General features: G+C 59.8%; 22 protein-coding genes, 1 other RNA gene and 2 pseudogenes. 12 read left to right on the plus strand and 13 right to left on the minus strand.

What is annotated here, in order from left to right; translation table 11 throughout:
* Positions 1-139 precede the first annotated feature (139 nt).
* From hflC to RHSP_RS10060, 5 genes are all read right to left on the minus strand, one after another.
* Positions 140-1,060: a protease modulator HflC gene (hflC, locus tag RHSP_RS10040; RefSeq protein ID WP_037151017.1), complete on the minus strand. Its 921-nt coding sequence runs from the start codon at positions 1,058-1,060 to the stop codon at positions 140-142.
* The gene (gene hflK, locus RHSP_RS10045) at positions 1,060-2,181 is read right to left on the minus strand and encodes an FtsH protease activity modulator HflK (RefSeq protein ID WP_004115902.1); all 1,122 of its coding nucleotides are present in this window, start codon (positions 2,179-2,181) and stop codon (positions 1,060-1,062) included. Before hflK ends, hflC begins: the two co-directional genes overlap by 1 nt.
* Before the next feature lie 163 nt (positions 2,182-2,344).
* Positions 2,345-2,863: a dihydrofolate reductase gene (locus tag RHSP_RS10050; RefSeq protein ID WP_004115905.1), complete on the minus strand. Its 519-nt coding sequence runs from the start codon at positions 2,861-2,863 to the stop codon at positions 2,345-2,347.
* A gap of 105 nt (positions 2,864-2,968) precedes the next feature.
* On the minus strand, positions 2,969-3,802 hold the full coding sequence (locus tag RHSP_RS10055) for an NAD(P)-dependent oxidoreductase (protein ID WP_004115908.1): 834 nt from the start codon (positions 3,800-3,802) through the stop codon (positions 2,969-2,971).
* 176 nt (positions 3,803-3,978) lie between these two features.
* Entirely contained in the window at positions 3,979-4,545 is a 567-nt protein-coding gene (locus RHSP_RS10060) for a helix-turn-helix domain-containing protein (protein WP_037151018.1), read from the minus strand.
* 300 nt (positions 4,546-4,845) lie between these two features.
* Here RHSP_RS10060 and RHSP_RS10065 point away from each other — a divergent pair, with 300 nt between their 5' ends.
* On the plus strand, positions 4,846-5,373 hold the full coding sequence (locus tag RHSP_RS10065; protein WP_004115913.1) for a GNAT family N-acetyltransferase: 528 nt from the start codon (positions 4,846-4,848) through the stop codon (positions 5,371-5,373).
* A 13-nt stretch (positions 5,374-5,386) separates the two neighbouring features.
* On the plus strand, positions 5,387-5,830 hold the full coding sequence (locus tag RHSP_RS10070) for a DMT family transporter (protein WP_004115915.1): 444 nt from the start codon (positions 5,387-5,389) through the stop codon (positions 5,828-5,830).
* Here the strand turns inward: RHSP_RS10070 and thyA are convergent.
* Positions 5,827-6,747, minus strand: coding sequence for a thymidylate synthase (gene thyA, locus RHSP_RS10075; protein WP_004115917.1), 921 nt, complete (start codon positions 6,745-6,747; stop codon positions 5,827-5,829). The genes RHSP_RS10070 and thyA overlap by 4 nt on opposite strands.
* 194 nt (positions 6,748-6,941) lie before the next feature.
* On the opposite strand from thyA, the gene ssrA reads away from it, so the two are divergent.
* From ssrA to RHSP_RS10090, 4 genes are all read left to right on the plus strand, one after another.
* Positions 6,942-7,311: a transfer-messenger RNA gene (gene ssrA, locus RHSP_RS33545) on the plus strand.
* 121 nt (positions 7,312-7,432) lie between these two features.
* On the plus strand, positions 7,433-7,945 hold the full coding sequence (locus RHSP_RS10080; RefSeq protein ID WP_004115919.1) for an SspB family protein: 513 nt from the start codon (positions 7,433-7,435) through the stop codon (positions 7,943-7,945).
* Positions 7,946-8,000: 55 nt separating this feature from the next.
* Positions 8,001-8,195: a DUF4169 family protein gene (locus RHSP_RS10085; RefSeq protein WP_037151034.1), complete on the plus strand. Its 195-nt coding sequence runs from the start codon at positions 8,001-8,003 to the stop codon at positions 8,193-8,195.
* Between the two features lie 104 nt (positions 8,196-8,299).
* Positions 8,300-8,512, plus strand: coding sequence for a ribbon-helix-helix domain-containing protein (locus RHSP_RS10090; RefSeq protein ID WP_037151037.1), 213 nt, complete (start codon positions 8,300-8,302; stop codon positions 8,510-8,512).
* A gap of 266 nt (positions 8,513-8,778) precedes the next feature.
* Here the strand turns inward: RHSP_RS10090 and RHSP_RS10095 are convergent, their stop codons facing one another.
* The 3 genes from RHSP_RS10095 to RHSP_RS10105 all read right to left on the minus strand — a co-directional run bounded on the left by RHSP_RS10095 (position 8,779) and on the right by RHSP_RS10105 (position 15,233).
* Positions 8,779-12,513 carry an AsmA family protein gene (locus tag RHSP_RS10095; protein WP_004115926.1) on the minus strand — a complete coding sequence of 1,245 codons (3,735 nt, stop codon included), beginning with the start codon at positions 12,511-12,513 and terminating at the stop codon, positions 8,779-8,781.
* Between the two features lie 246 nt (positions 12,514-12,759).
* A complete protein-coding gene (locus RHSP_RS10100) occupies positions 12,760-14,172 on the minus strand; it encodes an FAD-binding oxidoreductase (protein ID WP_037151040.1) in 1,413 nt (470 codons plus the stop codon).
* 164 nt (positions 14,173-14,336) lie between these two features.
* Positions 14,337-15,233 carry an AraC family transcriptional regulator gene (locus RHSP_RS10105; RefSeq protein WP_037151363.1) on the minus strand — a complete coding sequence of 299 codons (897 nt, stop codon included), beginning with the start codon at positions 15,231-15,233 and terminating at the stop codon, positions 14,337-14,339.
* Between the two features lie 14 nt (positions 15,234-15,247).
* Here RHSP_RS10105 and RHSP_RS10110 point away from each other — a divergent pair, with 14 nt between their 5' ends.
* Entirely contained in the window at positions 15,248-15,655 is a 408-nt protein-coding gene (locus tag RHSP_RS10110) for a DUF2000 family protein (protein ID WP_004115933.1), read from the plus strand.
* A gap of 57 nt (positions 15,656-15,712) precedes the next feature.
* Here the strand turns inward: RHSP_RS10110 and RHSP_RS10115 are convergent, their stop codons facing one another.
* The 3 genes and pseudogenes from RHSP_RS10115 to RHSP_RS10125 all read right to left on the minus strand — a co-directional run.
* The gene (locus RHSP_RS10115; RefSeq protein WP_004115938.1) at positions 15,713-16,381 is read right to left on the minus strand and encodes a YiaD family glycine zipper/OmpA-like lipoprotein; all 669 of its coding nucleotides are present in this window, start codon (positions 16,379-16,381) and stop codon (positions 15,713-15,715) included.
* A 196-nt stretch (positions 16,382-16,577) separates the two neighbouring features.
* Positions 16,578-17,591, minus strand: a complete 1,014-nt coding sequence (locus RHSP_RS10120) for a flagellin N-terminal helical domain-containing protein (protein ID WP_051074065.1) — start codon at positions 17,589-17,591, stop codon at positions 16,578-16,580.
* Positions 17,592-17,840: 249 nt separating this feature from the next.
* Positions 17,841-17,996, minus strand: a pseudogene (locus RHSP_RS10125) (efflux RND transporter permease subunit); the annotation flags it as partial.
* 68 nt (positions 17,997-18,064) lie between these two features.
* Between RHSP_RS10125 and RHSP_RS10130 the strand changes: the two are divergent.
* Together RHSP_RS10130 and RHSP_RS33550 are read left to right on the plus strand one after the other, a co-directional pair.
* The gene (locus RHSP_RS10130) at positions 18,065-20,530 is read left to right on the plus strand and encodes an ATP-dependent helicase (RefSeq protein WP_004115965.1); all 2,466 of its coding nucleotides are present in this window, start codon (positions 18,065-18,067) and stop codon (positions 20,528-20,530) included.
* A 375-nt stretch (positions 20,531-20,905) separates the two neighbouring features.
* Positions 20,906-21,189: pseudogene (locus RHSP_RS33550) on the plus strand (GIY-YIG nuclease family protein).
* On the opposite strand, the gene RHSP_RS10135 reads toward RHSP_RS33550, so the two are convergent.
* A complete protein-coding gene (locus RHSP_RS10135) occupies positions 21,169-21,531 on the minus strand; it encodes a winged helix-turn-helix transcriptional regulator (RefSeq protein WP_004115966.1) in 363 nt (120 codons plus the stop codon). The pseudogene RHSP_RS33550 and the gene RHSP_RS10135 sit on opposite strands and share 21 nt — an antisense overlap.
* Before the next feature lie 150 nt (positions 21,532-21,681).
* Here RHSP_RS10135 and gstA point away from each other — a divergent pair, with 150 nt between their 5' ends.
* From gstA to pncA, 3 genes are all read left to right on the plus strand, one after another.
* Positions 21,682-22,317 (plus strand): glutathione transferase GstA, encoded by a 636-nt coding sequence (gstA, locus tag RHSP_RS10140; RefSeq protein WP_004115990.1) that lies wholly within the window; start codon positions 21,682-21,684, stop codon positions 22,315-22,317.
* A 261-nt stretch (positions 22,318-22,578) separates the two neighbouring features.
* A complete protein-coding gene (locus tag RHSP_RS10145) occupies positions 22,579-23,862 on the plus strand; it encodes a sugar MFS transporter (RefSeq protein ID WP_004116000.1) in 1,284 nt (427 codons plus the stop codon).
* Between the two features lie 115 nt (positions 23,863-23,977).
* A complete protein-coding gene (gene pncA, locus RHSP_RS10150; protein WP_004116002.1) occupies positions 23,978-24,601 on the plus strand; it encodes a bifunctional nicotinamidase/pyrazinamidase in 624 nt (207 codons plus the stop codon).
* Positions 24,602-24,623 lie beyond the last annotated feature (22 nt).

Here is a 24,623-nt window from a genome sequence, read left to right on the forward strand (position 1 = left end):
GAATGATGAAGCGTGAAATCACCTTTTTGCGATATCCCCGAACCTGATCCAACCGATGGAATTCCCGACAAGGGCGACGCAGTTTCGCATAAGAAAAAGGGCCGCCGTGAGGCAGCCCTTCGATTTTTTCGGTCGACGATCAATTCGCCGGTGTCGCCGGATTGGCGAGCGCCGGTGCGCCGATGGGACTATCGAAGAACTTGAAGAAATCCGACTTGTTCGGCGGAAGGACCAGCGTCTTGCCGCCGGAGCCAAGCGCCTTGTTATAGGCAGCCATCGAACGATAGAACTCGTAGAAGTTGGGATCGCGTTTCGAGGCATCGGCGAAGATGGCGTTGCGCTCGGCTTCACCCTGACCACGCAGGACTTCCGAGTCCCTTCGCGCATCCGCGACGATTTCGACAACCTGACGGTCCGCAATCGCGCGGCGGCGCTGGCCTTCTTCGTTACCTCTGGCGCGGATCAGCTCCGCTTCCGCCAGACGTTCGGCCTTCATGCGGTCGTAGGTATTCTGCGACACCTCCTGAGACAGGTCCGTGCGGCGGATGCGGACATCCTCGATGTTGAGACCAAGCGTCTCCGCATCGCGATGCAGATCGTCACGCACTTCGGTCATCATGGAGGCGCGTTCGTTGGAGAGCGCCGCTTCGAAACCACGCAGACCGTAGACACGGCGCAGCGAGGCGTCGAGGCGGGTTCTCAGACGCGATTCCGCCGCATCACGATCGCCCGATACCGTCTCGCGGAACTTGCGGGCGTTGGTGATCTTGTAGACGACGAAAGCATCGACCTCATAGAACTTGCCGCCCGAAACCTGAACGCGGATATTGTCCAGATCGAAACGAAGCTCCTGTTGCTGGATGTACTGGACGCGGTCGGCATCCATGAAGGCGAAAGGCAGCTTGAAATAGAGGCCCGGCTCGGTCTTGACGGCGCGAATCTGGCCGAAGCGCAGCACGATGGCCTGCTCGCGGGCATTGACCACGAACACCGACGAATAGATGAGCAACAGCACCACCGCAAGCGCGATGAGAATGGTTGGCAAACGGCTGGACGTCATTATTTGGCCTCCGGCTGAGTTGCGGTAGCGGGCTTGCTCGCCTGCGGATTGGACTGCTTGCCGACTTCATTGAGCGGCAGGTAGGGAACGACGCCCTGCTTGTCGTCGATGATGACGCTGTTGGAATTGCCGATGACGGTCTCCATGGTTTCAAGGAACAGCCGCTTGCGGGTGACTTCCGGCGCCTTGGCGTATTCGTCGTAGATCGAGATGAAGCGCTGCGCCTCACCCTGCGCTTCTTTCACGACGCGATCCTTGTAGGCGGCTGCCTCTTCGCGGATCTGTGCTGCACGGCCGCGGGCCTGACCAAGCTGCTGGTTGGCGTATTGATTGGCCTCCTCGACCTGCTGGTCTTCGTTCTGCTCGGCGCGCTGCACTTCTTCGAACGCATCGGCCACTTCGCGTGGCGGCGAGACGTCCTCGATCGGAACGGCATTGATGGAAATACCAGCGCCATAACGATCCATCGTGTCCTGGATGATATTCCTCACCTGAACAGCGATTTCCTGGCGGTTGTCGCGGTAGATATCCTGGGCAGGACGGCGGCCGACGATTTCGCGCATGGCGCTTTCAGATACCTGCTGCAGGGTCTCGTCGGGGGTTTCAAGCTTGAAAAGATAGGATTGCGGATTGGTTACCGTATAGAGGACCGAAAACTGCACGTTGACGATGTTCTGATCACCGGTCAGCATCAGACCATTGGTCGAACCGGAGCTCGAACGGCCGCCGATATTGCGCTGCTGTTCAGTGACCTTGACGAACTCGATACGATCCACTGGCCAGAAATGGAAGTGCAGGCCAGGCATCGAGACCTCTTCACGCGGTTTGCCGAAACGCAGTTCCACGCCGCGCTCGTCCGGCTGTACCGTATAGATGCACTGGATCAGCCAAAAAATACCGATAATCGCAGCAATGATGAAGAAGACGCCAGCATTGAAGCCGCCAGGGACAAAGCCCTTCAGGCGGTCCTGGCCACGGCGAATAATATCCTCGAGATCCGGAGGTCCTCCATTGCCGCTTCCGCGCGGCCGGTTCGGTCCTTGCCCCCAAGGTCCCTGGTTATTTCCACCGCCGCCGCCCCATGGGCCACCGCCGCCGCCATTCTGATTGCTCCAAGGCATCAAAACCTCTTTGTTTGTTGACTCCCAGCATCGCGCCGAGCCCGCAAAATTCGCGGGTAGCAGCGATTGTTTCCCGTTATAGGTATCGACGCACCTGCTTTCAACGCAACTTCAGGAAGTTCGGCGGATTAACTGGAAAATATTTGATTTTTGGGGACAGCTTTTACGCTTTTCGCCTGAGATAAACAACGAAACGCGTCGGATAGCTGTCCTTTTCGCCGGCTGGTACGGCGAGCTCGCTTTCGACCTGCCAGAGAGCTGGATCGATAACCGGAAAGGAAGTATCTCCGTCCACGTCCGTTTCGACATGCGTGACCAGCAAGCGATCCGCCAGAGCGATCGACTGACGATAGATTTCACCGCCGCCGAGAATGCAGATCTCGTCAGCGCCGCTCTCCACCGCAAGGCGGGAAGCGATATCGACGGCCTCGTCAAGCGAATGCGCCGTCGTGACGCCTCCTGCCGAAAACCCTTCATCGCGCGTGATAATGACATTCGGCCGGCCGGGCAACGGCCGGCCGATCGATTGAAATGTCTTGCGTCCCATGATGACGGGCTTGCCGAGCGTCATCGCCTTGAACCGCTTGAGATCTGACGACAATCGCCAGGGCATGTCCCCATCACGCCCGATGATGCCGTTACGCGATACGGCGACGACAATGGTTTTGATCGGTTGGCTCATGCTTCTCCCTCGGGCAACGGTCGTCATAGCCGATGCGAATCGGGAGACGATACGGCCATACGATAGTCGCGACCCCGGATAAAAAGCACCCCTTTCCGCACGCCGTCAGCCGTTGTTCAGTCTGTCGAGTTGCCCCGCCAGCAAGCCGCCGCCTTCCCGATCTGCCGCCATCTTTCGATAGAGCCCGGCCATGCCCTTGAATATCAAAGCTGCCGGATCGTCGTCGCCGAGAAATTCGGAAATCTCCTCCATCTCGGCAACCCAGCGATAGGCCTTCGGATACATGTCAGGGATAGCATTCACCAGTTTCGCATCGAGATCCGGCAAGCTTTCCTGCAATTCCCGTTTCAACGCCTCGTCCGCTCTCGAACGGATCGCGGCAAGCAGCATGGCCGTGCCGAGGCCCGTCACGCCCTTGTTGATGCCGGCGTAGCACATTTTCAATGCCGAGGCCGCGCCGATCGGCCCATCGATGCGGCGCACCTGCAAGCCGCACTCGCCAAGCACGGCACTGCTGTCGGCCGCATCCCCGCTGATATAGAGCTTGGGTCCCTTTTGACCGGTCTTCGGCGGCCCACCGATGATGGAGCCATCGAGGACAACGCCGCAATCGCCGCCGAAGATCGCAGCGACCTGCGTCATCGTCTGCGGCGATATCGCGTTGCAGTCGATGAAGGTGGTCTTCGCGCCGCACCGGCGGATCGCGGCCGCAATCTGCTCGGCGACGGCAATGGCATTGGCCGGCGGAACGATGGAAAGGATAAGGCCTGTACCGGCAACGGCATCAAGATCGGCTGGCTCCATGCCCGCCATCTTCGCCCGCTCCACCGTCGCCGCCGAGCGGCCCTCGAGATAGGTCAGCACCCTCGCACCGCTCTCGACCAAACGCCGCGCAATGGCGCTGCCCATGGCGCCAGCTCCGATGACTGCGATATCCACGGCCGCTCTCCTTCTCCGCACAAGGATGGCGGCACCATAGCGTCTATCGTCCAGCCGAACGAGCAGAATGCCACGCGGTAACACGAAGTTTAGCATCGAAATGAAGATCCCAGTCCGCCTGATGGCTCATCCGCCGACGCGCGCCCGTGAACCTGCCTCGCAAAACCGCCATCGCCTCACGCGTTGCGGAGCACGAGGACGGCATAGATGCACAAATCCTCGCTTTCATTCCTGAAGACGCAATCCGTCGGCGGGCCGAGCTCGAGACAGTCGCCCGCCGCCATCAGGTGCTTGGCATCCCCTTCGAGAAAGGTCAGCCGCCCTTGCAGCACCCAGATCAGTTGCCGCATGAAGGCGTAAGCCGATGCGGGCATGGGAACTTCCGCGCCCGCAGGCAATTCGATGCGGACCAAATCCAGCGGCAGGTCGGATTTCGGAGAGACGTGCCGTCGCTCGTAACCTGTCTGCGGATCGACCCAGACCGGCTGCTCTTCCCTACGCAGAAATCGGCCCTGCTGCATCTCCGCGCGCGCCATCAAGGTCGACATGCTGAGACTGAAGGCGCCGGAAAGCTTGCCGAGCAGCGTCGCCGTCGGACTGCTCTCGCCGCGCTCGATCTTGTGGATCATCGCCCTGGAAACGGCCGAGCGTTCCGCCAGCTCCGTCAACGACCAGCCGCGGCTCTCACGTTCCAAACGAATGCGTGCGCCGATGCGCCTATCGATATCGTCATGCTGAGACATATGTAAACTATAGTGGACAATTACAGGAATGACAATCGAGACCAACGGTCTTCATTTGATCGCCCACACGGAAATCAAATGGCGCGGAAAGTAAGCTGAGTTTCAATCGAAACGGTCACTTATCCATTGAAATTTCACTACATTCCATCGAAGTCACGATAGCTCAGGTTTCCAGTGCTGCTCTTGGCTCGTTCGATTTTCGTAATAACATAGTGGACAGTTGTCGAAATCGGTGTATGACAGCGTAGACTGATAGGATAGGTATTCATCCAATTTAGTGGATGATCCATGGAGCCGCCGATGCAAATTCGCGATGCGAGAGATGAAGATCTCGCGGGAATAACCGCGATCTACAATGATGCCGTTGCCAATACCACCGCGATCTGGAACGAGACGCAGGTCGATATTGGCAATCGCCGGCTATGGCTGCAGGACCGGCACAAGCTGGGCTATCCGGTGCTGGTAGCGACCGACGACCATGGCACCGTAATCGGTTATGCCTCCTTCGGCGACTGGCGCGCCTTCGATGGCTATCGGCACACGGTCGAGCATTCTGTGTATGTCCGCAACGATCAATATCGCGGCGGCATCGGCAAAGCGCTGATGATCGAGCTGATCGATCGTGCTCGGGCGATCGGCAAGCATGTAATGGTCGCTGGCATCGAAGCCGGCAATGAGGCCTCGATCCGGCTGCACGAAAAGCTCGGCTTCCAGCAGGTCGGCCTGCTGCCGCAAGTCGGCACGAAGTTCGGACGCTGGCTCGATCTGGCCTTCCTGCAACTGCTGCTCGATGAGCGCACGGACCCCGACAACGGGCCGACGGCATAAAGGCGCAAACACGATGCCGATCACAGTGGCAACGCTCATTCTCGCCGGCATATCGCTCGTCTTGCAGAATGCGCTGATGGTGCGGATCACCCAGTCGGTGTCGACCGTGCTCATCACGCTGGTCATCAACTCCTCAGTCGGATTGACGGCGCTGCTCCTGATCCTGATTTCCCGCAATGGCCTCGCCGGACTTACGGAAGCAGCCGGTGCCGTTCGACCATGGGCGCTGCTGCCGGGCCTGCTGGGCTCGTTCTTCGTCTTTGCCGGTATTATGGGATACCAGCGTCTTGGCGCGGCGCCCACCATCGCCGTCCTCGTCGCCAGCCAGCTGCTGGCCGGCCTTGCATTCGACGCCGCCATATCCGGAAAGACGATGGCCGGCTTTAGCGCATGGCAGCTTGTCGGAGCATTGCTGCTCGTCAGCGGAGCCGCTCTCGTTGCAGGTCGAAACGCCTAGACAGCAACCTCGGCCGCGATCGCCGCATGCGGCTCGTAGCCGGTGACCTCGAAATCCTCGATGCGATAATCATCGATGCTGGCGGGCCGGCGCAGCAGACGCAAGGTCGGGAACGGCTTCGGCTCGCGGCTGAGCTGCTCGCGGATCGCATCCAGATGGTTGAGATAGAGGTGCACGTCACCGCCCGACCAGACCAGCTCTCCCACATCCATATCGACCTGCTGCGCGACCATGGCCAGCAAGGCCGCCTGCTGGCAGACGTTGAATGGATTGCCGAGGAAGAGATCGCAGGAGCGCTGGAAGACCATCAGGCTGAGACGCGGACGCTTGCCTCCCTCAGCCGAGATGTTCGATACGTGGAACTGATAGACCATATGGCAGGGATGCAGCGCCATATCGGCCAGCTCACCGACGTTCCAGGCATGGAAAATCATGCGGCGGCTGCTGGGATTGGTTTTCAGATCCTTGATGACCGAGGCAAGTTGATCATGCACCCTGCCCTCCGCATCGCGCCATTGCCGCCACTGCTTGCCGTAGACCGGGCCGAGATCCCCCCATTGCAAGGCAAAAGCCTCGTCCTCCAGAATCCGTTTCTCGAAAGCAACCTGATCGATATCCTCACCAGTGGCCTTGCGGTATTTGGCGAGCGGCCAATCGGTCCAGATCCGCACATTCTCCTGGAGGAGATTGCGGATGTTCGTGTCGCCGGTCAGGAACCAGAGCATCTCCTTGACCGCAAGCTTCCAATAGACGCGCTTGGTCGTGAAGATCGGGATCTGCCCTTTGGAGAGGTCGAAGCGCATCATGGCGCCGAGGCCGCTCAACGTGCCGACGCCGGTGCGGTCGATCCGACGATCGCCGTGCTCGAGCAGGTGCTCCATCAGGTCGAGATATTGATACTCCGGGTGACGAGCCATTTTCCGCTCCGAAATCGCTTGAATTTTGTGGGCAACCGAATGCGCCAACGGTTGCCCGCCGCCTGCCGGCCGATTCCCTTTTTACAATTTTAGTGACAAGCCGGCGCGAAACCAACCGCGATGCAGAGTAATTCAGGCAAATCTCGCTTGGGCCTGCGGCAAACCGATGTTTCGGCGAAGCATTTGTGACAATTGCCCTTCCCTTCGCCTGCGGAAAACACTATATCACCCTTGCCGGTCTTCGGGCCGGCTATGGCGATAAATGAGCGGTGTAATAAACCTATTGGACCCGGGGGCGGTACCCGGCGCCTCCACCAAAAACCGGCCGGCACGACGGCGACAGACCGGCTTTTGATGGGGGCGAAACAGGATCGACAAGGGTGTAAAGATCGACTTTTCGCTCGGCATTGTACCGCCGTTATCGGGCTAAAATTGTAGTTGCAAACGACAACTATGCGGAAGCTCGTCTCGCTGCTTAATCGCGGTGTGACACTTCAAATAAAGTCCTAAGGGGTCGCACTCTTAGGCGGGGTTCGAAGGCACCTGGCAACAGAAGCCTTCACCTTATCCTCCATTGCTATATTATAGTAAGACTGAGCGATGACTCGCGCACGGGGCTTTCCCCTGGGCGTCGAGCATGGCATAAGCCTTAGAAAAAGCATGGGCTAACGAAAGACAGGAAAGTATGGCGCAGGATCATATCCGCTACGATATTTTGGCACAGGACGCCCTGCGTGGAGTCATACGTAAGGTGTTGACCGAAGTTGGCGCAACCGGCCGTCTGCCCGGCGACCATCATTTCTTCATTACCTTCCTCACGGGTGCTCCGGGTGTGCGCATCTCGCAGCACCTAAAGTCGAAATATCCGGAACAGATGACCATCGTCATCCAGCATCAATTCTGGGATCTCAAAGTCACGGAAAGCCTGTTCGAGATCGGCCTCTCCTTCTCCGACGTTCCTGAAAAGCTGGTGATCCCCTTCAACGCCGTCCGAGGCTTCTACGACCCCTCCGTCAATTTCGAGCTGGAGTTCGACGTACCGTTGGCCGACGACGACGAGGAAATCACCTCCGGTGAGATCACCGCCTATCCGGTTCCGGCCGAAGGCGCTGAGGAGCAGGCGACTGCCGCCAAGGACGGCGAGGAGAAGAAGCCCGGGTCGGTGGTTTCCCTCGACGCGTTCCGCAAGAAGCAATAGGCATATCAGGGGAAGCATCTGCTTCCCCTTTCTACATGGAAAAGGGAACAGACCGATGAGCGCGGAAGTCGTCAATCTGCGTCAGTTTCGCAAAACCAAGGCCCGCTCCGAAAAGGAAAAGCAGGCCGAACAGAACCGTATCACCTTCGGCCGCACCAAGACGGAAAAGAACCTGACGAAGGCGCTCAACGACAAGGCGACGAAAGCCCACAAGGCCGGCCATATCGAGACGCCCAAGTCAGACGAATGATTGCAGTGCCTGCATAAAAAAACTTCCGAAATCAGTTGCTTACTCCTGCATTTTGAATCATTTTCAGAAGCGCCCCATCTTTTCCGATTTTGATCGACCCTCCGATGATCCGTAAACATTCCGCGACGCTGCATGGCCATCGCACGAGCTTTTCCCTTGAGGACGCCTTCTGGACAGAACTGAAGGCCATCGCCGGCGCACGCGGCATCTCGCTAGCTGCGCTTATCTCCGAAATCGACGATGGACGCGAGGCTGGCAGCAACCTCTCTTCCGCGCTCCGCCTCTACGTGCTTAAGTGGCTGAAGGATCGCAGCTAGAGCATTTCGGAAAAGTGCGAAGCGGTTTTCGCGTTAGGAACCGCGCAAAAACAATAAGTTGGAGCGTTTACCAGATTCCGTGAAAAACTGAACCGCTCCAGGTCCGTTGCAGCAAAGCCCACAACAGGCTTCCTTCCGGAGTGGCGCCAGATAACAATATCGCGCGCTGACCCTCCGTCTAAAAGGCCGGAGATCGTTCAAGGAGCTGCGCGTCGCTTCTCAATCGCGATCGACGCCGCTTCAACATGGCGCAGCGGAGACGGGCGCTACTGGGCGATCCCAGGTAGCTCATTGAAATTCAAGGGAGGCGCGGCTTTCGGCGCCTGTCCGATGGGTGCTGGCGGCTGCTGAGCGTCAGCCTTGGCGCGTGCTTCGGCGGCAGCCTTGACCTTCGCTTCCTCCTCCACCTGCTTGGCCTTGGCCTCTTCTTCCGCCTGCTTCTGCGCAGCAGCCTCCCGGGCTAGATCGCGCAGCCGCTCTTCCTCGGCACGCCGCTGCTGCTCGATGACGGCATCGCGCTGGCGTTGAGCCTCGCGCGCCACAGCCATGTATTTGTAAAGCGCCACCTCACGCCGGAGCCGCTGCTTTTCGAGCACGTTGGCCTGCAAGCGTTCGACGCGCCGACGCTCGCGCTCGAATGCACGCACGGAGAGAAAACTGGTGATGTCGGTGACATCCATCGTTCGGCCCGGCGTTGCAAGCGGCCCGGCAAAATCGAGACGCAGTGCCGGAACGGCACCGCTCTGTGCTTCGTTTCCAGGTTTGAAAGCGATGCCCAGCGATCCGCGCATGCGCTCGTCAGGCAGGCTGATTTCCGCATTACCCGAAAGCTTCGCAACATCGTTGCCGGCAACAATATTGGTCGCGCGCGCCACACCGCTGGAGATATTGAACGGTATGCTGGTCACCGACAACACCGCCTCGCCGTTGTTGAGCAGCGTCTGCACGATCGGCAAGACCTTGTCGGCGGTGATCTCGCCCTGAATCTGGTCCGTCGCCGACAGCAACGGCGGCAGAATGGAAAGATTGAGGCCGCGCACGTGCGTCTCGCCAAGCTTGATCTCGCCCGAACCACTGGCGTTTGCGGCAAGCTCGGCAATGCTCTTGCCGCTTGCCTCGACATTCGTGGCCAGGCCAAAACGACCGCTGGCGAGCGGAGCGCCATCGCGCTGCCAGGCAACCGCGGCAAGATCGGCATTGACGAGGTTGAGCTTCGTCTGAAGCAGCCCCGTGCCGTCGGAATTGGCAAACATCAGGCTGCCGTTCACCGTGCCGCCGTTCCAGCCGCCGGCCAGATCATTCAGCCGGAACTCTTCGCCCTTGTAAGCGACATTGCCGGTGAAATTCGAAATGGGACCGAAAATGCCGGGCCATACCTGCTTTGCAGAGAGCTTGACGCCGATATCCAGCCCGGTGAAGGCCGGCAATCCGAGCTTGTCCCTGGACAGATTGCCGGTCTTGGCATCCGTCATTGGCCCGTAGATCGCCTCCGCCAGCCAACCGAGATCCGCCTTGTCCAACGTCAATTCACCAGTCGCCTTGACGTTCCGTGCGTTCCTGTCGAAGGCAAGCGCGCCCGACACATTGTTGTCGGCAAGCAGGCCCTTGATGCCGGCCAATACGATCTTGTCGGGGCTCAGCGCCGCATTGGCCTGGAACTTGACCGGCAGACCGGCTCCCATCTGCGGCAGGCCGATGCCGTTCATCACGAAATAGGGGTCCAGATCCGCGCTCTCCAGCGACAGGGCGATATTGCCGTTGAGGAAGCTATCGGGGCGCACATCGACCTTGCCGTTCGCGGTGAACGAGGTCTTGTCGGTAGCGAAGGTCAGCGCCGCATCGGCAGGATCTGTGCCGCTGGCGGAGACTTTCAGCGTCAGACGGCCATTGGCATCGGCTTCGACCGGTAGCGGATCGAGACCCGCTTGACCGAAGAGGATCGACGTAACGGAGTTCTCAAGCGTTCCTTCCAGGGTTGTCGTGCCCTTGCCGGTGAAGGCGGAAAGATCGGACATACGGTAGTCGAAATTGACACGGCTGCCATTGGACACGCCGGCCAGCGTCACCGTCAGCGCATTATCCTGATCGCCGCCAAGCGTTACCGCGCCGCGAAGCGCTGTATTTCCATACCAGGCCGCATTGCGCACCAGCCGGTCCATTACGGGATGATGCGGCAGATGCTGGCGCAGCATTTCGAAGAACGGACTGGGATCGGCCGCCTTGAACGTGATTTCGCCCGAACCCTTGTAATCCGACGGCGAACCGTCAGCTCGCCCGGTCGCGGTGATCTCCGCGCCGGCGACATTGCGCACGGCAAGCTTGTCGAGCGTCAGCGAGCCATTCGCAAGGGAGAACGAGGTATCGACATTATCGGCCGGTACGCCGAAGGCAACGAACTTTCCGGCTTGCAGATGCGCAGTGATCCGGTGATCGAACAGAGACTCATCGCTGTTCTGACCGGTTAACAAGCCTGTCAACGCCCTCAAGGCGTCTAGATCGAGCGCATCGCCAGCCAGATCGACGGCGAGCTTCGGCGGGTTCTTGTCGCTTGGCGACTGACGATCGAGCCTACCCTTCAGCGTTGCCGGGCCGATGGCGATTTCCAGGTTTTCGAAACGCTGCTCTTCGTGGCGCAGACTGACGTCGGCAGAAAAGCCGGCCTGCCGCAACTGACGGATCGACGGATCGACGGATCCTACCAGCCAGGAGGCCAGTCCGGAGGGCTGGTTCGACGCGACGACCAGATTGCCGATGAAATTCGGCTCGCCCCGCAGCATCAGATTGCCGCGCGCCTCGACCTGCGTCCGTCCAGGCAACGTGCCGATCGCATGATCGATCTTCCATCCTGTTCCTGCCGGCTCTAGGTCGAGCTGGACGTCGCGGATGGTCGTGTCGCCAGCCACGATTGCCGGCAGGCGGAAGGTGGCCTTACCGGGCACCTGCGGCACTGGAATTTCGGCAGCGATCGCGATCAGGTTGTTCAGGCGCTGACGCACCGAGATCACCGGATTCCGGTTGGTCTTGCCATTGGCGCCCTTGCTGTTTCCGAGCCGGTTCACGTCGATCTGCTGGCCATCGGCGGTCAGGAGGAACTCCGGCTTCGAGCCGGTATCCAGCGTCGCCTCGCCGGTGACGACATAGGGATCATTGTCGGCGCCGACTTCGAGACGATATTCTGGAACGCGAATACGATCATTCGTCAGTTCGAAGCGGCCTTTGATACGCGGCTGCGCCTTCTGGTCGGCGGAATTGCGGGACTGCTTGTCGTTGACCCCCGCCGTGAAGGAGCCCATGTAGTCGGGCCTGCTGTCGACCAGCTTCAGCTCGCCATCGAGATCGATATTGAGCGGATGACGATCGGGCATCAGCCGCGTACGGACGCGCAAGACGCCATTGTCATCCGGCTGGCTGCTGGAAACCGTGAAACTGCCCTGCTCGCCGTCGAGCGCCGCATCCCCTTCGATGCGCCAAGGCCCGGCAAGCGACCTCGCGGACATTCCGGCATTGAGGTCGGTAACATGCCGGGTACGGCCGGACTGTTCGTCGATGAAGACGACATCCCCCTCCTCCACATGCACGCTTTCGAGCACCACCGACTTTGCGGGGATCTCGGGCTGGCTACCGCGCATCCAGTCCAGCGTGCCGTCTTTCAGCAGCCTCAGACGCACCTTCGGCTTCGACACGCGCATGTCGAATATCAGCGCTTCGCCTGAAAGAAAGGGCGCAAGCTCGGCATCCATGGAGAATTCCGCAATCTGCACCAGCGGCGTTCCATCCGCCTCCTGACCGACGCGGACATCATGCAGGGTTACGGACGGAAAAGGCAGAAGGCGGGCATCGACGGTGCCATGCACAGTCACCTTCTTACCGATGATGCGGCTTGCCTGATCCTCGAAATTCTTGCGAAAATCGGTCCAGTCTATGAAGAGCGGAGCAAGCAGTGCCACGAACAGCACCACCACAAGCAATCCACCCAGAAAAACCAGGACCCTACCCAACAACGCGCATCGTCTCCAATCTTCATTCCAAATAAACGATAATTCTTAATCTATCGGAGCACATACACCACATCGCCCCGGATACGCACGTCTCTATTGGGCCTCGCTCAAAAATCGCATCATTTTCCGAGGCCTGTCGCATGATCTTGCGCATCCTCGCCGCTTTCCGTGACATAAATTGGGAAAAGCGGCTCAGCCTATCGCCATTCGCGCGTGTAGCAAGCCAAGATCATGGGAACACTTCACTTTTCAATGCGGGCGGAATATCTTTCCGGGATTGAAGATGGCGCGGGGATCGAGCGCTTCCTTGACCTGCCGCATCACATCGACGGCATTGCCTAGTTCCTGCTCGAGAAATGCCATCTTCCCCTGCCCTATTCCGTGTTCGCCCGTGCATGTGCCATCCATGGCCAGCGCGCGGGCATTGAGGCGCGCCACGAAATCCTCGACGGCGGCGATCCCTTCCGGGGTCTTGTCGTCGAACAGGACAAGCACATGGAAGTTGCCGTCGCCGGCATGGCCGACGATCGGTGCCAGCAGTCCATGCGCCTCGATATCTGCCTGAGTCTCCGCGACGCATTCGGCAAGCCGCGAGATCGGCACGCAGACATCCGTCGATAGGGCAGCCAGCTCCGGCGCCAGCGCGCGGCATGCCCAATAGGCATCGTGACGCGCCTTCCAGAGCTTATTGCGCTCCTCCGCGTTATCAGTCCACAGAAACTCGCCGCCACCGCATTCGGCAGCAATCTCGGCGAACTGCTCCGATTGCAGCGCAACCGTCTCTTCCGTGCCGTGGAATTCGAGGAAGAGCGTCGGCTTCTCGTCGTATGTCAGGCCGGAATAGCGGTTGCAGGCCAGCATCTGCATGGCATCGAGAAGCTCGATGCGCGCAACCGGAATGCCCATCTGGATCGTCATGATGACAGCGTCGCATGCTGCCTTGATATCCGGAAAAGCGCAGGCGCCACCGGCAATCTTCTGAGGAATGCCGTGCAGGCGCAGCGTGATCGACGTCAGCACGCCGAGCGTGCCCTCGGCACCGACGAAAAGCCGGGTCAGATCGTAGCCGGCCGAGGATTTTCTGGCACGGCGGGCGGTGCGGATTTCCTCACCATCGGCGGTCACGACCGTCAGCGCCAGCACATTATCCTTCATCGTACCATAGCGCACGGCATTGGTGCCGGAGGCGCGCGTCGAAGTCATGCCGCCAATCGAGGCATTGGCGCCCGGATCGATCGGAAAGAACAATCCGGTATCGCGGAGATAGGTGTTGAGCTGCTCGCGGGTGACGCCAGGCTCAACCGTGCAATCCAGATCCTCGGCGTTGACTTCGAGAATGCGGTTCATGCGACTGAAATCGATGGAAATACCGCCTTCCGGCGCATTCACCTGCCCCTCGAGCGAAGACCCGGTGCCGAAGGGAATGACGGGAACCTTGTGCTCGGCGCAGGCCTTGACGACGGTCTGCACGTCTTCGCCCGTTTCGGCGAAAACGACGCCGTCAGGAAGTTGCGACGGAATATACGTGGTCGTATGGGCGTGCTGCGCGCGAAAGCTCTCGCCGGTCTGGAAACGCTCGCCGAAAGCCTGTTTCAGAACGCCGAGAACGGCTGCTATTCCCGCCTCGTTGCGTGTTCCCACCTTCGCATCGGCCAGCACCATAGCTCGAATCTCCCATTGCGACTATCGAAGGGCGTTAACCCTTTCGTCGGTTCTATGGGACATCGGCGCGGCGCTGTCCAGTCATGAAAAAAGTGAACTCGGCTCGGCCCTTGCCGCCGCATGGACGGCAAGTTCGGGCGGCCTCGCCGCACGCCGTGAAATCCTCAGCCGCGCACCCCCACACCGCGCACCATGCTGCTCCATGCGCCGGGCGCAATGCCGAAGGCTTTCTTGAAATGCCGGGTCAAATGGCTCTGATCGGCAAATCCTGTTGCTGCGGCGACTTGAGCGATCGGTTCGCCTTTTACGATCAGTGCTTTTGCCTGCTGCAGCCTGCGCATCAGCAGGAAACGATGCGGACTTGTGGCAAAGGCAGCGCGGAAATGCCGTGAAAGCGCGAAACGATCGAGGCCGGTGATACGCTCCAGCTCCTGGGAGTGCACACCACGCATGACATGCGCTTCGAGATAGTCGCGGGCGGCCTTTGCCTGCCCCCAGGCGATGCTGCCCAGCGGTCTCTGCGGCAGGCGCGCATGCTGCACGAGACCATCGGCCAGACGGGAAACGAAATCGTCGACGAAGAGGTCATCCAGCTCGCGATCGAGTTCGCCGAGCGCCGCCAGCAATAGGCCGGCGAGCCGGTCATCCTCCACGACGGGGTCGCCGACGAAAGGCAGACCGACGCCCGCTGCCTCCAGACATTGAAACAGTACAGAAGGTTCCAGATACAGCATGCGATAAACCAGCCCGTCGTCGGTCGCAGCCCCGCCGTCATGCAGTTCATCCGGATGAAGAATGATCACCCTGCCCGGCAGGCTATAGCGCTGCTCGCCACGGTAGCGGAATGTCTGCACGCCGCGCATGGTGACGCCGAGCGCATAGGTGTCGTGCCGATGCAGGCCGAATGCATCGCCTCGAAACTGCGCCTGGATGCGCTCGATGCCGGGATAGGCCGGCGCCGACAGGATGCGGTTGGCCTCCGGCGTCACGCACAAACGTTCAAGACCCTCGAAGATCTGTCCGGCTACATCGTCGTGCAATGTCCCATTTCCAGACTGCATGAAAGTGACCATCGATGTTCGATACCAAAATCGCGATCGTTCTGCGAAACGACCTTCAATCCTGGCAGAAGCTGAACGTAACCGCCTTCCTGACGAGCGGCATTGCCGGACAATATCCGGAAGTCATCGGCGAATCTTATCGCGATCGCGCCGGCAACGTCTATAACGCATTGTCGATCCAGCCGATCATCGTGCTGTCGGCCGATCAGGACAACATCGCTGCCATCCATCGCCGTTCGCTGGAGCGCGGCGTCACCTCCTCGCTTTTCATCGAGGAAATGTTTTCGACGGGCCATGACGCGGCCAATCGCGCTGTCTTTTCCGAATTTGCGCCCGAAGATGCCAAGGTCGTCGGCATCGCTTTACGGGCGGACAAGAAAATCGTCGACAAGATCACGAAGGGCGCAAGCATGCATGCGTGATCGGACCTAAACTGAAGCGGCCGGATCATTAGACCCGGCCGCCATCTGTCGAAAGGCTTAGCCGTTCTGCGTAATCGGCGCGATCTGGATTTCGACGCGGCGGTTCTGTGCGCGGCCGGCTTCGTTTGCATTGGATGCAACCGGCTGCGACGGGCCGAAGCCGATCGCCGACATGCGGCGCTGATCGATGCCCTGGCTGCCGAGATAGGAAGCGACCGAGCCGGCGCGGCGTTCGGACAGGTCCTGGTTATGCTGCAAGCTGCCGGTCGAATCCGTATGGCCGTTGACGTCGATCAGCGTGCGGTTGAACTTGCGCAGGACGATTGCGACGGAATTGAGGGTCGCGAAGAATTCCGGTTTGATTGCGTCCCGATCGATATCGAAGGTGATGGCAGACGGCATGTTGAGGATGATGCGGTCGCCGACGCGGGTAACCGAAACCCCGGTGCCCTGCAGCTGCGCGCGCAGCTCGGATTCCTGCTGGTCCATGTAGTTGCCAATACCGGCTCCCGCGAGCGCACCGACGCCGGCGCCGATCAGCGCGGCATTGCGGCGCGAAGACGGCGAATGACCGATGAGAAGGCCAGCGACCGCGCCAACGCCAGCGCCGATCGCCGCACCACCGGCCGTGTTCGACACCTTCTGCTCGCCCGTATAGGGATCAGTCGTGGTGCACGCGTTCAAAAAGGCTGCCGCAAGGGCAAGAATGGCAATTTTCTTGATCATAGAATCGTCGCTCTCCGGTTCGATGGCCGAAGCAGATATGAAACATTACGGCAAGATGATGAAGTGAAATTTTGGCCAGTCGGTTGTCCCCTGTGCATAGCGCATGGGACGACCTATGTACGAATCGGTTGCCGCCTGCGATCCGCGGGGCCGACATCGGCCCCGCCTCGCCCCCACCTGTGACCTCGGCAGGCGATCATAAATTGCGGAAGAGCTGCAGCGCCGTATTGTAGCTCGCATTGGCGATCGAGAGCCCTTGAAGTCCGAGTTGCACCTGGGCCTGCAGCGCCATTACCCTGCTCGACTGCTGCTCCATGTTGGCGTCCACAAGCTTGCCGACGCCGGTTGTCAGGGAATCGTTGAGATTCTTGGCGAACTCGGTCTGGAGGCTGATACGGGACTCCAGCGAGCCGAAGGCGGATCCGATCGTGTTGAGCTGCTTCAACATCCCCGTCACGGTATTGACCATATCGGTAATCGCCCCCCGCGTCGTATTCGCGTCGAGCGAAATTTCGACCTGGCCACTCGTGTTGCCGCTTTTGCTGCTGAGCAACACGTAGTTTTTGGCGGAGCCCGCTGCAGTCGCAAAGGCTGTGGAGGTCAGTACGCCATATCCGCCCGAACCGCCCGACTGATCGTCGATCAGATATCGCGCGTCCGCCGGCACGGCCGAGCCGCTGGTAGACGTTACGCCTTCGTAGTTCAGCATGCCGATCGAGACGGTTCCATTGGCGTTGCGGATGAAGGAACCGGGAACCTGATGCGGTTTGGTCGGATCGACGCCATCGCGCAATACGGTCCAGTTGACACCATTGAAGGTCGCCGATTCGCCGATGCCGCGCAGCTGCTCCTTGAGCTGGGCGATCTCATCGTTGAGCTTCGTCTTGTCGACACTTGTCTCATAAGCGCTGACAAGCTTCGATCGTATCTGCGTGACGACGCTGACCGCGCTCTCGACACCCGTGGACGCGGTATTGACCGTGGACGCGGCAAGGCCGAGCGCATCCTGTACCGCCGAAATCGCGCCGATGTCGGTGCGCGTTGAAGTGGAAATTTTCCAATAGGTGGCGTCGTCCTGGACCGTCTGCACTCGCAGACCAGACGACATTTGCCGCTCCGCATTAACCAACTTGGCCTGGGTGTCTTTCAACACTTCCAGTGCCGAATTTACGGAGGGGCTGACCCTGATGAAGGTCGAAAAGATACTCACGGCACATGAACTCCGAATGCAACAATACGCAACAAATACCAGGAAACATTGGAACCTTGCCGCAGGCGCTCATGCACGCGGGCCGATCGTGTCGGCGAACGGGGAGCCAGGCAAAAACAACACCTGAGCCCCAGCGGTTACATGCCGCTATGATTAGCAAACACACTTAATAAAATGCTAAGCCACACACATGATTTACCATAAATAAGCGTGAAGCGTGCAGAAAGCGCAACCCATCCGTGCCGACGTCATTACAGGACGCAGCCGCACTGCACAGGCCTTTTCGATCGCCTCGCGCGCGCCCTCGCCATGGTCGCAAAGCTGATCGGCGAATTCGACGATGAGAATGCCGTTCTTCGCCATGACGCCGACTAGCAGCACCAGACTGCCGCCAGCCTGTGAATGTGCACTTTTTGTTCTAGTTTCGGCCCGTTTCTTTTGCCTTTCGGGGTAGAATCATTACATTGGGCCGCATGACCATCGGACATGACGACATTCCCTTCTTTGACGAGGAGCCGGAGCATCTGGCGCCGCGCCGCCCCGCGCCGGCTGCCGGTAGCATCGGTGGCGGTATTGCCGCCCGTGCCATGGCCGCGCGCGACAGCGGCCGCCGGCCGGACTATCTCGCCGGCCTCAATCCGGAGCAAGCCGAGGCAGTCGAGACGCTTGACGGCCCCGTTCTGGTGCTTGCAGGCGCCGGCACTGGCAAGACGCGCGTACTCACCACCCGCATCGCCCATATCCTGTCTACCAATCGCGCCTTCCCCAGCCAGATCCTTGCGGTGACCTTCACCAACAAGGCGGCGCGCGAGATGAAGGAACGTATCGCGCTGCTCGTCGGCGGCGCGGTCGAGGGCATGCCCTGGCTCGGCACCTTCCACTCGATCGGCGTCAAGCTTTTGCGCCGTCATGCCGAGCTGGTCGGGCTCACCTCGAGCTTCACCATTCTCGATACCGACGATGTCATCCGCCTGATCAAGCAGCTAATCCAGGCGGAAGGGCTGGACGACAAGCGCTGGCCGGCCAAGCAGTTTGCCGGCATGATCGACACCTGGAAGAACAAGGGTCTCAGCCCCGCCGAGATTCCGGAGGGTGACGCCCGCGCCTTTGCCAACGGCAAGGGCCGCGAGCTCTACGCCGCCTACCAGAACCGCCTGAAGACATTGAACGCCTGCGACTTCGGCGATCTTCTGCTGCATCCGATCAACATGTTCCGGAAGAATCCTGATATCCTCAAGGATTATCATCAGCGCTTCCGCTATATCCTCGTCGACGAGTATCAGGACACCAATACGGCGCAGTACATGTGGCTCCGCCTGCTGGCACAGCGGCAGAAGGGCGAGCCGCAAAACGTCTGCTGCGTCGGCGACGACGACCAGTCGATCTACGGCTGGCGCGGCGCCGAAGTGGACAACATCCTGCGCTTCGAAAAGGATTTTCCGGGCGCCAAGGTCATCAAGCTCGAGCGCAACTATCGCTCGACGGAACATATTCTCGGTGCCGCCGCACATTTGATCGCCCATAACGAGGGCCGGCTCGGTAAGACGCTGTTTACCGATCGCTCCGACCCCGACGACATCAAGGTGCAGGTGCACGCCTCCTGGGATTCCGAGGAGGAAGCGCGCGCCATCGGCGAGGAGATCGAGCAGCTTCAGCGCAACAAGCACAATCTCAACGACATGGCGATCCTCGTGCGCGCCTCGTTCCAAATGCGCGAATTCGAAGACCGCTTCGTCACGCTTGGCCTGAACTACCGCGTCGTCGGCGGCCCGCGCTTCTACGAGCGCCTCGAAATCCGCGACGCCATGGCCTATTTCCGCCTTGTCTGCCAGCCGGCCGACGATCTCGCCTTCGAGCGCATCATCAACACGCCGAAGCGCGGCCTCGGCGACACCACCGTCCGCGCCCTGCACGACTATGCCCGTGTGCGCGATATCCCGATGCTGGCGGCAGCGGCCGATATCATCGAGACGGACGAGATGAAGCCGAAGGCACGCAAGGCGCTGTTCGACGTCGTGCAATCCTTCCGCCGCTGGCAGGGACTGCTTGAAAACACGCCGCATACCGAGCTTGCCGAGCAGATCCTCGAAGAGTCCGGCTATACGGACATGTGGAAGAACGACAAATCGGCCGAAGCACCGGGGCGCCTGGAAAATCTGAAGGAACTCATCCGCTCCATGGATAGTTTCGAATCCATGCGCGGCTTCCTCGAACACGTCGCCCTTGTCATGGATGCCGAGCAGAACGAAAATCTCGACGCCGTCTCCATCATGACGCTGCACTCGGCCAAGGGTCTGGAATTCGAAACCGTGTTCCTGCCCGGCTGGGAGGAAGGTCTGTTTCCGCACCAGCGCTCGCTCGACGAAAGCGGCCGCGCGGGCCTCGAAGAAGAGCGCCGCCTCGCCTATGTCGGCATCACCCGCGCCAAGCGCCGCTGCCACATCTGGTTCGTCTCCAACCGCCGCATCCACGGCCTCTGGCAATCGACCATCCCCTCTCGCTTCCTCGACGAACTGCCGGAAACGCATGTTCAGGTGGCCGAAGTCGAGCAGTCCTATGGTGGTTACGGCCGCGGCGGTTACGGCCAGTCACGCTTCGACAAGGCCGACCCCTTCGCCAACTCCTATTCCACCCCCGGCTGGAAACGCGCGCAGGCAAACCGCAACGATGCGACGCGCGACAACTGGGGCAGTCGCTCCGGCCACGCCGTTGAACGCATCGGCTATGGCGAAAGCGGCCCGAAGGTGCGCACGATCGACGGCGAGCTGGTGGCCAAATCCACCTCCTCCGAACCCTCCAAGTTCATGGTCGGCGACCGAGTCTTCCACATCAAGTTCGGCAACGGCAATGTCTCGGAGATCGAGGGCAACAAGCTGACGATCGAATTCGACCGCGCCGGGCAGAAGCGTGTGCTGGATGGGTTTGTGGAGAGGGTTTGATTGGCAGAGCTGACTATCTGGTTTGGGACCAGAGGGTCGTGTGCTGATACGAGGCGCGAGCATGGGTCCGCTGTAGGGCTCCTCATACTCCCACCTTCTCCGTCATCCTCGGGCTTGACCCGAGGATCCACGCACAAGCATTCCAATGCGACGCATTGCACCCATTAGAGCGGTGAGCACGTTGCGATTAGCGCTACAACGCCGTGGTCACTTCCGCAAACAACAGGGCCTGTGCTTGGATCCTCGGGTCAAGCCCGAGGATGACGGAGTGTGGGTATGCTGCGGTGGCAAACGAGAACTTTAATCTCTGTCCTCCGCATATAATCCCCAATCCCACCTCTTGACGACCACCCTCGCCGCTAGCACCATACACGCATGGGTGGATATACTTACATCATCACCAACCACAAACGAGGTACGCTGTATATCGGCGTCACGGCCGATCTTGAGCGCCGTATTTACGAACATCGTGAAGGTCTGACACCTGGATTCGCATAGAAATACGGCTGTACCCGCCTCGTCTGGTATGGGGCCACGCCGACATCGTTTCGGCCGTACAGCAGGAAAAGTCTCTGAAACGCTGGTATCGCCGATGGAAAATCGAACTTATTGAAAAAGCGAATCCCGATTGGCGGGATTTATATTACGAGCTCTGGTGAAGAGTCTCGCGCGTCAGCCGCCTGCGCATCCCGATCCTTGAGCCAAAGCCCGAATTCCTTGACCACGGCCACCACTTTTTCCAGGCGTGAACCGTCTTCCGTCAGCGAATATTCGACCTTCACGGGAACCGTCGGATAAACCGTGCGCTTGATGAGACCCGCTTCCTCCAGCGCGCGCAAATCGAGCGTCAGCATCCTCTGCGAGATGCCGGGCATCAGCCGCCGCAGCTCGTTGAAGCGCTGGGGTCCATCGACCAGGTAGGAGACGATCAGCAATCGCCAGCGGCCTCCCAGCAAATGCATCGCTTCCTCGACGGAGCAGCCAGTCACGGTCTTCTTCATGGTGCATACCTCATGCGTATGGCGGTATAATTTTTGTACCTAGATGTCAAACTTTTCCGTTCTTACTATTCCATACCAAGGGGATTACATGGTTCAGCGACAGTCTTTCCAAGTGAAGGCTGGCACCGGAAAACACCATGGAGCCCCCTCGTGAAACTGTATTATCTGCCCGCAAGTTGCTCGCTCTCGCCCCATATCGTCATCAACGAACTCGGCCTCGACGTCGAGCTGATCAAGGTCGATCACACCACTCACAAGACAGAGACCGGGCTGGATTTCTATGACATCAATCCGCACGGCTATGTCCCCCTTCTCGAACTCGAAGATGGCAATCTTCTGCGGGAGGGGCCGGCCATCGTCCAATATCTGGCGGATCTGAAGCCCGAGGCCGGACTGGCGCCAGCCGCCGGCACGATGGAGCGTTACAAGCTGCAGGAAATGCTCGGCTTCCTGTCGACGGAAATCCACAAGGGCTTCATTCCGCTTCTTTATGCGCGGCTGGCGGGAAACTATGTCGAGACGGCAAGGCCAAAGCTCGAAAAACGATTTCAATGGATCGACGAGCACCTCGCCGACCGCCCCTTTTTGATGGGCGATCACTTTACCGTTGCCGATGCCTATCTGTTTGCGCTGACGGGATGGGGCCAGGCCGCATGGCTCAAATCCTATTACAAAGCCGGCATCCACTTCGATGAGCTCGATCATCTCAAGGCCTGGTATGCCCGCGTCAGACAGCGCGATTCCGTACGGAAATCCATCGCCGAAGAGGGATTGGCCTTCGACTGATAGCGAAATGCTCCCTGTCGACGCTGGAAATAGCGGGGAGCATGATCACAGCTCGGAACTTGCGGGTTCCCGCATTGCTGCATTGCAAAATCCGCATCGCTAGCATGCTACCAATATGACCCTAATCGATTATATCGACCTTAGCGGCTTCGGGGTTCCGCGCCTCCCGCGGCGCCTCGGCAAGCCGCTGCCAGTTCCTCTTTCGGCCCGTTCCCGGCTCGAATATCGGAGCTGGCAACAACAAGAACCGAGGATAAAAAAGTGGCTGGACCAGCAACAAGCTCTGCGCCCACCAGCGTCCGTGCATCCGCACATCAAGGCCAGGGCAGCTACCAATTCGCGCTTATCGCACTCACCTCACTCTTTTTCATGTGGGGCTTCATCACCTGCCTGAACGACATTCTGGTGCCGCACCTGAAGAGCGTCTTTCAGCTCAATTACACCCAGTCGATGCTCATCCAGCTCTGCTTTTTCGGCGCCTATTTCATCGTGTCGCTGCCGGCAGGTGCGCTTGTGAAGCGTATTACCTATAAGTGGGGCATCGTCGTCGGTCTCTCGATCGCGGCGGTCGGCTGCGCGCTGTTCATCCCGGCCGCCAGCTATCGCGTCTATGCCCTTTTCCTCGGCGCGCTCTTCGTGCTCGCCACGGGCATCACGATCCTGCAGGTCGCCGCCAACCCCTATGTCACCGTATTGGGACCACCGGATACCGCCGCCAGCCGCCTGAACCTGACGCAGGCTTTCAATTCGCTCGGCACGACGATTGCACCCTACTTCGGCGCGATGCTGATCCTGTCTGCCGCCACCGTTGCGGCCGCCAATGCGACACCAGAGCAGATCGACGCCATGCGGCTTGCCGAAGCCGGCGCGGTGAAGCTGCCCTACCTGTTTCTGGCCGCAGCCTTTCTGCTGCTCGCCGCCATCTTTGCAGCGCTGAAGCTTCCCGAGGTCGAAGACGAAGAAGCCGTCGAACCGATGCGCGGCGGCGGCTCCGCCTGGCAGTATCGCCATCTCGTGCTCGGCGCGATCGGCATTTTTCTTTATGTCGGTGCGGAAGTCAGCATCGGCAGCTTCCTCGTCAATTTCCTCAGCCAGCCTGATATCGCCCATCTCTCCGAAGCCGATGCAGCCCGCTACGTCTCCTATTTCTGGGGCGGCGCGATGCTCGGCCGCTTCGCCGGCTCAATCATCATGCGGCAGATCGACGATGGCAAGGCGCTCGCCTTCAACGCCGCGGTAGCCATTGTCCTGCTGGTGATCACCGTGTTGACCACGGGCCATGTCGCCATGTGGTCGGTGCTGGCGATCGGCCTTTTCAACTCCATCATGTTCCCGACGATCTTCAGCCTGGCGCTGCACGGCCTCGGCAAATATACGAGCCAGGGCTCGGGCATCCTGTGCCTAGCCATCGTCGGCGGCGCCATCCTGCCGGTCATCCAGGGTGGTCTTGCCGATACGATCGGTATCCACCTCGCCTTCCTGATGCCGATCATCTGCTACGTCTATATTGCCTTCTACGGCCTCAAGGGCCACAAGCCGGCGTAAGCTCCAGCAAACAGGCAATCGCGCCTCGCCGCCATGATCGGCGGGGCGCAAAGGGCTTGATCCGAAGCGCGTCGCTTGGCATCGTGCAACGCAACAATCGGGAAGGACAGGCCTCATGAAAGCATTGCTGCTCATCGACATCCAGAACGGCTTCTGCCCCGGCGGCAACCTGCCCGTGCCGGATGGAGATCAGGTGGTGCCCGTCGCCAACAAGCTCATCGACAGCGGCAAATATGATCTGATCGTGGCCTCGCAGGACTGGCATCCGGCCGGTCACGGCAGCTTCGCCTCCGCTCATCTCGGCAAGAAGCCCTTCGAAATCGGTAGGCTCTCGGGCAAGCCGCAAATGATGTGGCCCGACCATTGCATCCAGAACACAAAAGACGCCGAGTTCCACCCCGATCTCCATGTCGATGATGCCGATTTCATTCAGCAGAAGGGTCAGAATCCCCTAGTGGACAGCTACTCCGCTTTCCGCGACAACGACCAGGCAGCCCTCACCGGTCTTGCGGCCTATCTGCGCAACAAAGGCGTCACCGCGCTCGATCTCTGCGGATTGGCAACCGATTACTGCGTGAAGTTCTCGGCTCTCGACGCCGTCGAAATGTTGCCCGGTGTGTCCGTCCGCTTCATCGAGGATGCGAGCCGCGGCATCGACCCCGCCGGCGTCAAGGCGGCAATGGAGGAAATGCGTGCGCGTGGCGTCGCGATCATCGATAGCAGAGCGGCGCTGACCTGAAAACAACCTGCGAAGGTAAAGC

The organism is Rhizobium freirei PRF 81 (assembly GCF_000359745.1).
GTDB classification, from domain to species: domain Bacteria; phylum Pseudomonadota; class Alphaproteobacteria; order Rhizobiales; family Rhizobiaceae; genus Rhizobium; species Rhizobium freirei.

Coding starts and splice junctions, on each gene's coding strand:
- hflC (WP_037151017.1), bottom strand. CDS start 1,060: ATGACGTCCAGCCGTTTGCCAACCATTCTCATCGCGCTTGCGGTGGTG.
- hflK (WP_004115902.1), bottom strand. CDS start 2,181: ATGCCTTGGAGCAATCAGAATGGCGGCGGCGGTGGCCCATGGGGCGGC.
- RHSP_RS10050 (WP_004115905.1), bottom strand. CDS start 2,863: ATGAGCCAACCGATCAAAACCATTGTCGTCGCCGTATCGCGTAACGGC.
- RHSP_RS10060 (WP_037151018.1), bottom strand. CDS start 4,545: ATGTCTCAGCATGACGATATCGATAGGCGCATCGGCGCACGCATTCGT.
- RHSP_RS10065 (WP_004115913.1), top strand. CDS start 4,846: ATGCAAATTCGCGATGCGAGAGATGAAGATCTCGCGGGAATAACCGCG.
- RHSP_RS10070 (WP_004115915.1), top strand. CDS start 5,387: ATGCCGATCACAGTGGCAACGCTCATTCTCGCCGGCATATCGCTCGTC.
- thyA (WP_004115917.1), bottom strand. CDS start 6,747: ATGGCTCGTCACCCGGAGTATCAATATCTCGACCTGATGGAGCACCTG.
- RHSP_RS10080 (WP_004115919.1), top strand. CDS start 7,433: ATGGCGCAGGATCATATCCGCTACGATATTTTGGCACAGGACGCCCTG.
- RHSP_RS10085 (WP_037151034.1), top strand. CDS start 8,001: ATGAGCGCGGAAGTCGTCAATCTGCGTCAGTTTCGCAAAACCAAGGCC.
- RHSP_RS10090 (WP_037151037.1), top strand. CDS start 8,300: ATGATCCGTAAACATTCCGCGACGCTGCATGGCCATCGCACGAGCTTT.
- RHSP_RS10100 (WP_037151040.1), bottom strand. CDS start 14,172: ATGGTGCTGGCCGATGCGAAGGTGGGAACACGCAACGAGGCGGGAATA.
- RHSP_RS10105 (WP_037151363.1), bottom strand. CDS start 15,233: ATGCAGTCTGGAAATGGGACATTGCACGACGATGTAGCCGGACAGATC.
- RHSP_RS10110 (WP_004115933.1), top strand. CDS start 15,248: ATGTTCGATACCAAAATCGCGATCGTTCTGCGAAACGACCTTCAATCC.
- RHSP_RS10115 (WP_004115938.1), bottom strand. CDS start 16,381: ATGATCAAGAAAATTGCCATTCTTGCCCTTGCGGCAGCCTTTTTGAAC.
- RHSP_RS10130 (WP_004115965.1), top strand. CDS start 18,065: ATGACCATCGGACATGACGACATTCCCTTCTTTGACGAGGAGCCGGAG.
- RHSP_RS10135 (WP_004115966.1), bottom strand. CDS start 21,531: ATGAAGAAGACCGTGACTGGCTGCTCCGTCGAGGAAGCGATGCATTTG.
- pncA (WP_004116002.1), top strand. CDS start 23,978: ATGAAAGCATTGCTGCTCATCGACATCCAGAACGGCTTCTGCCCCGGC.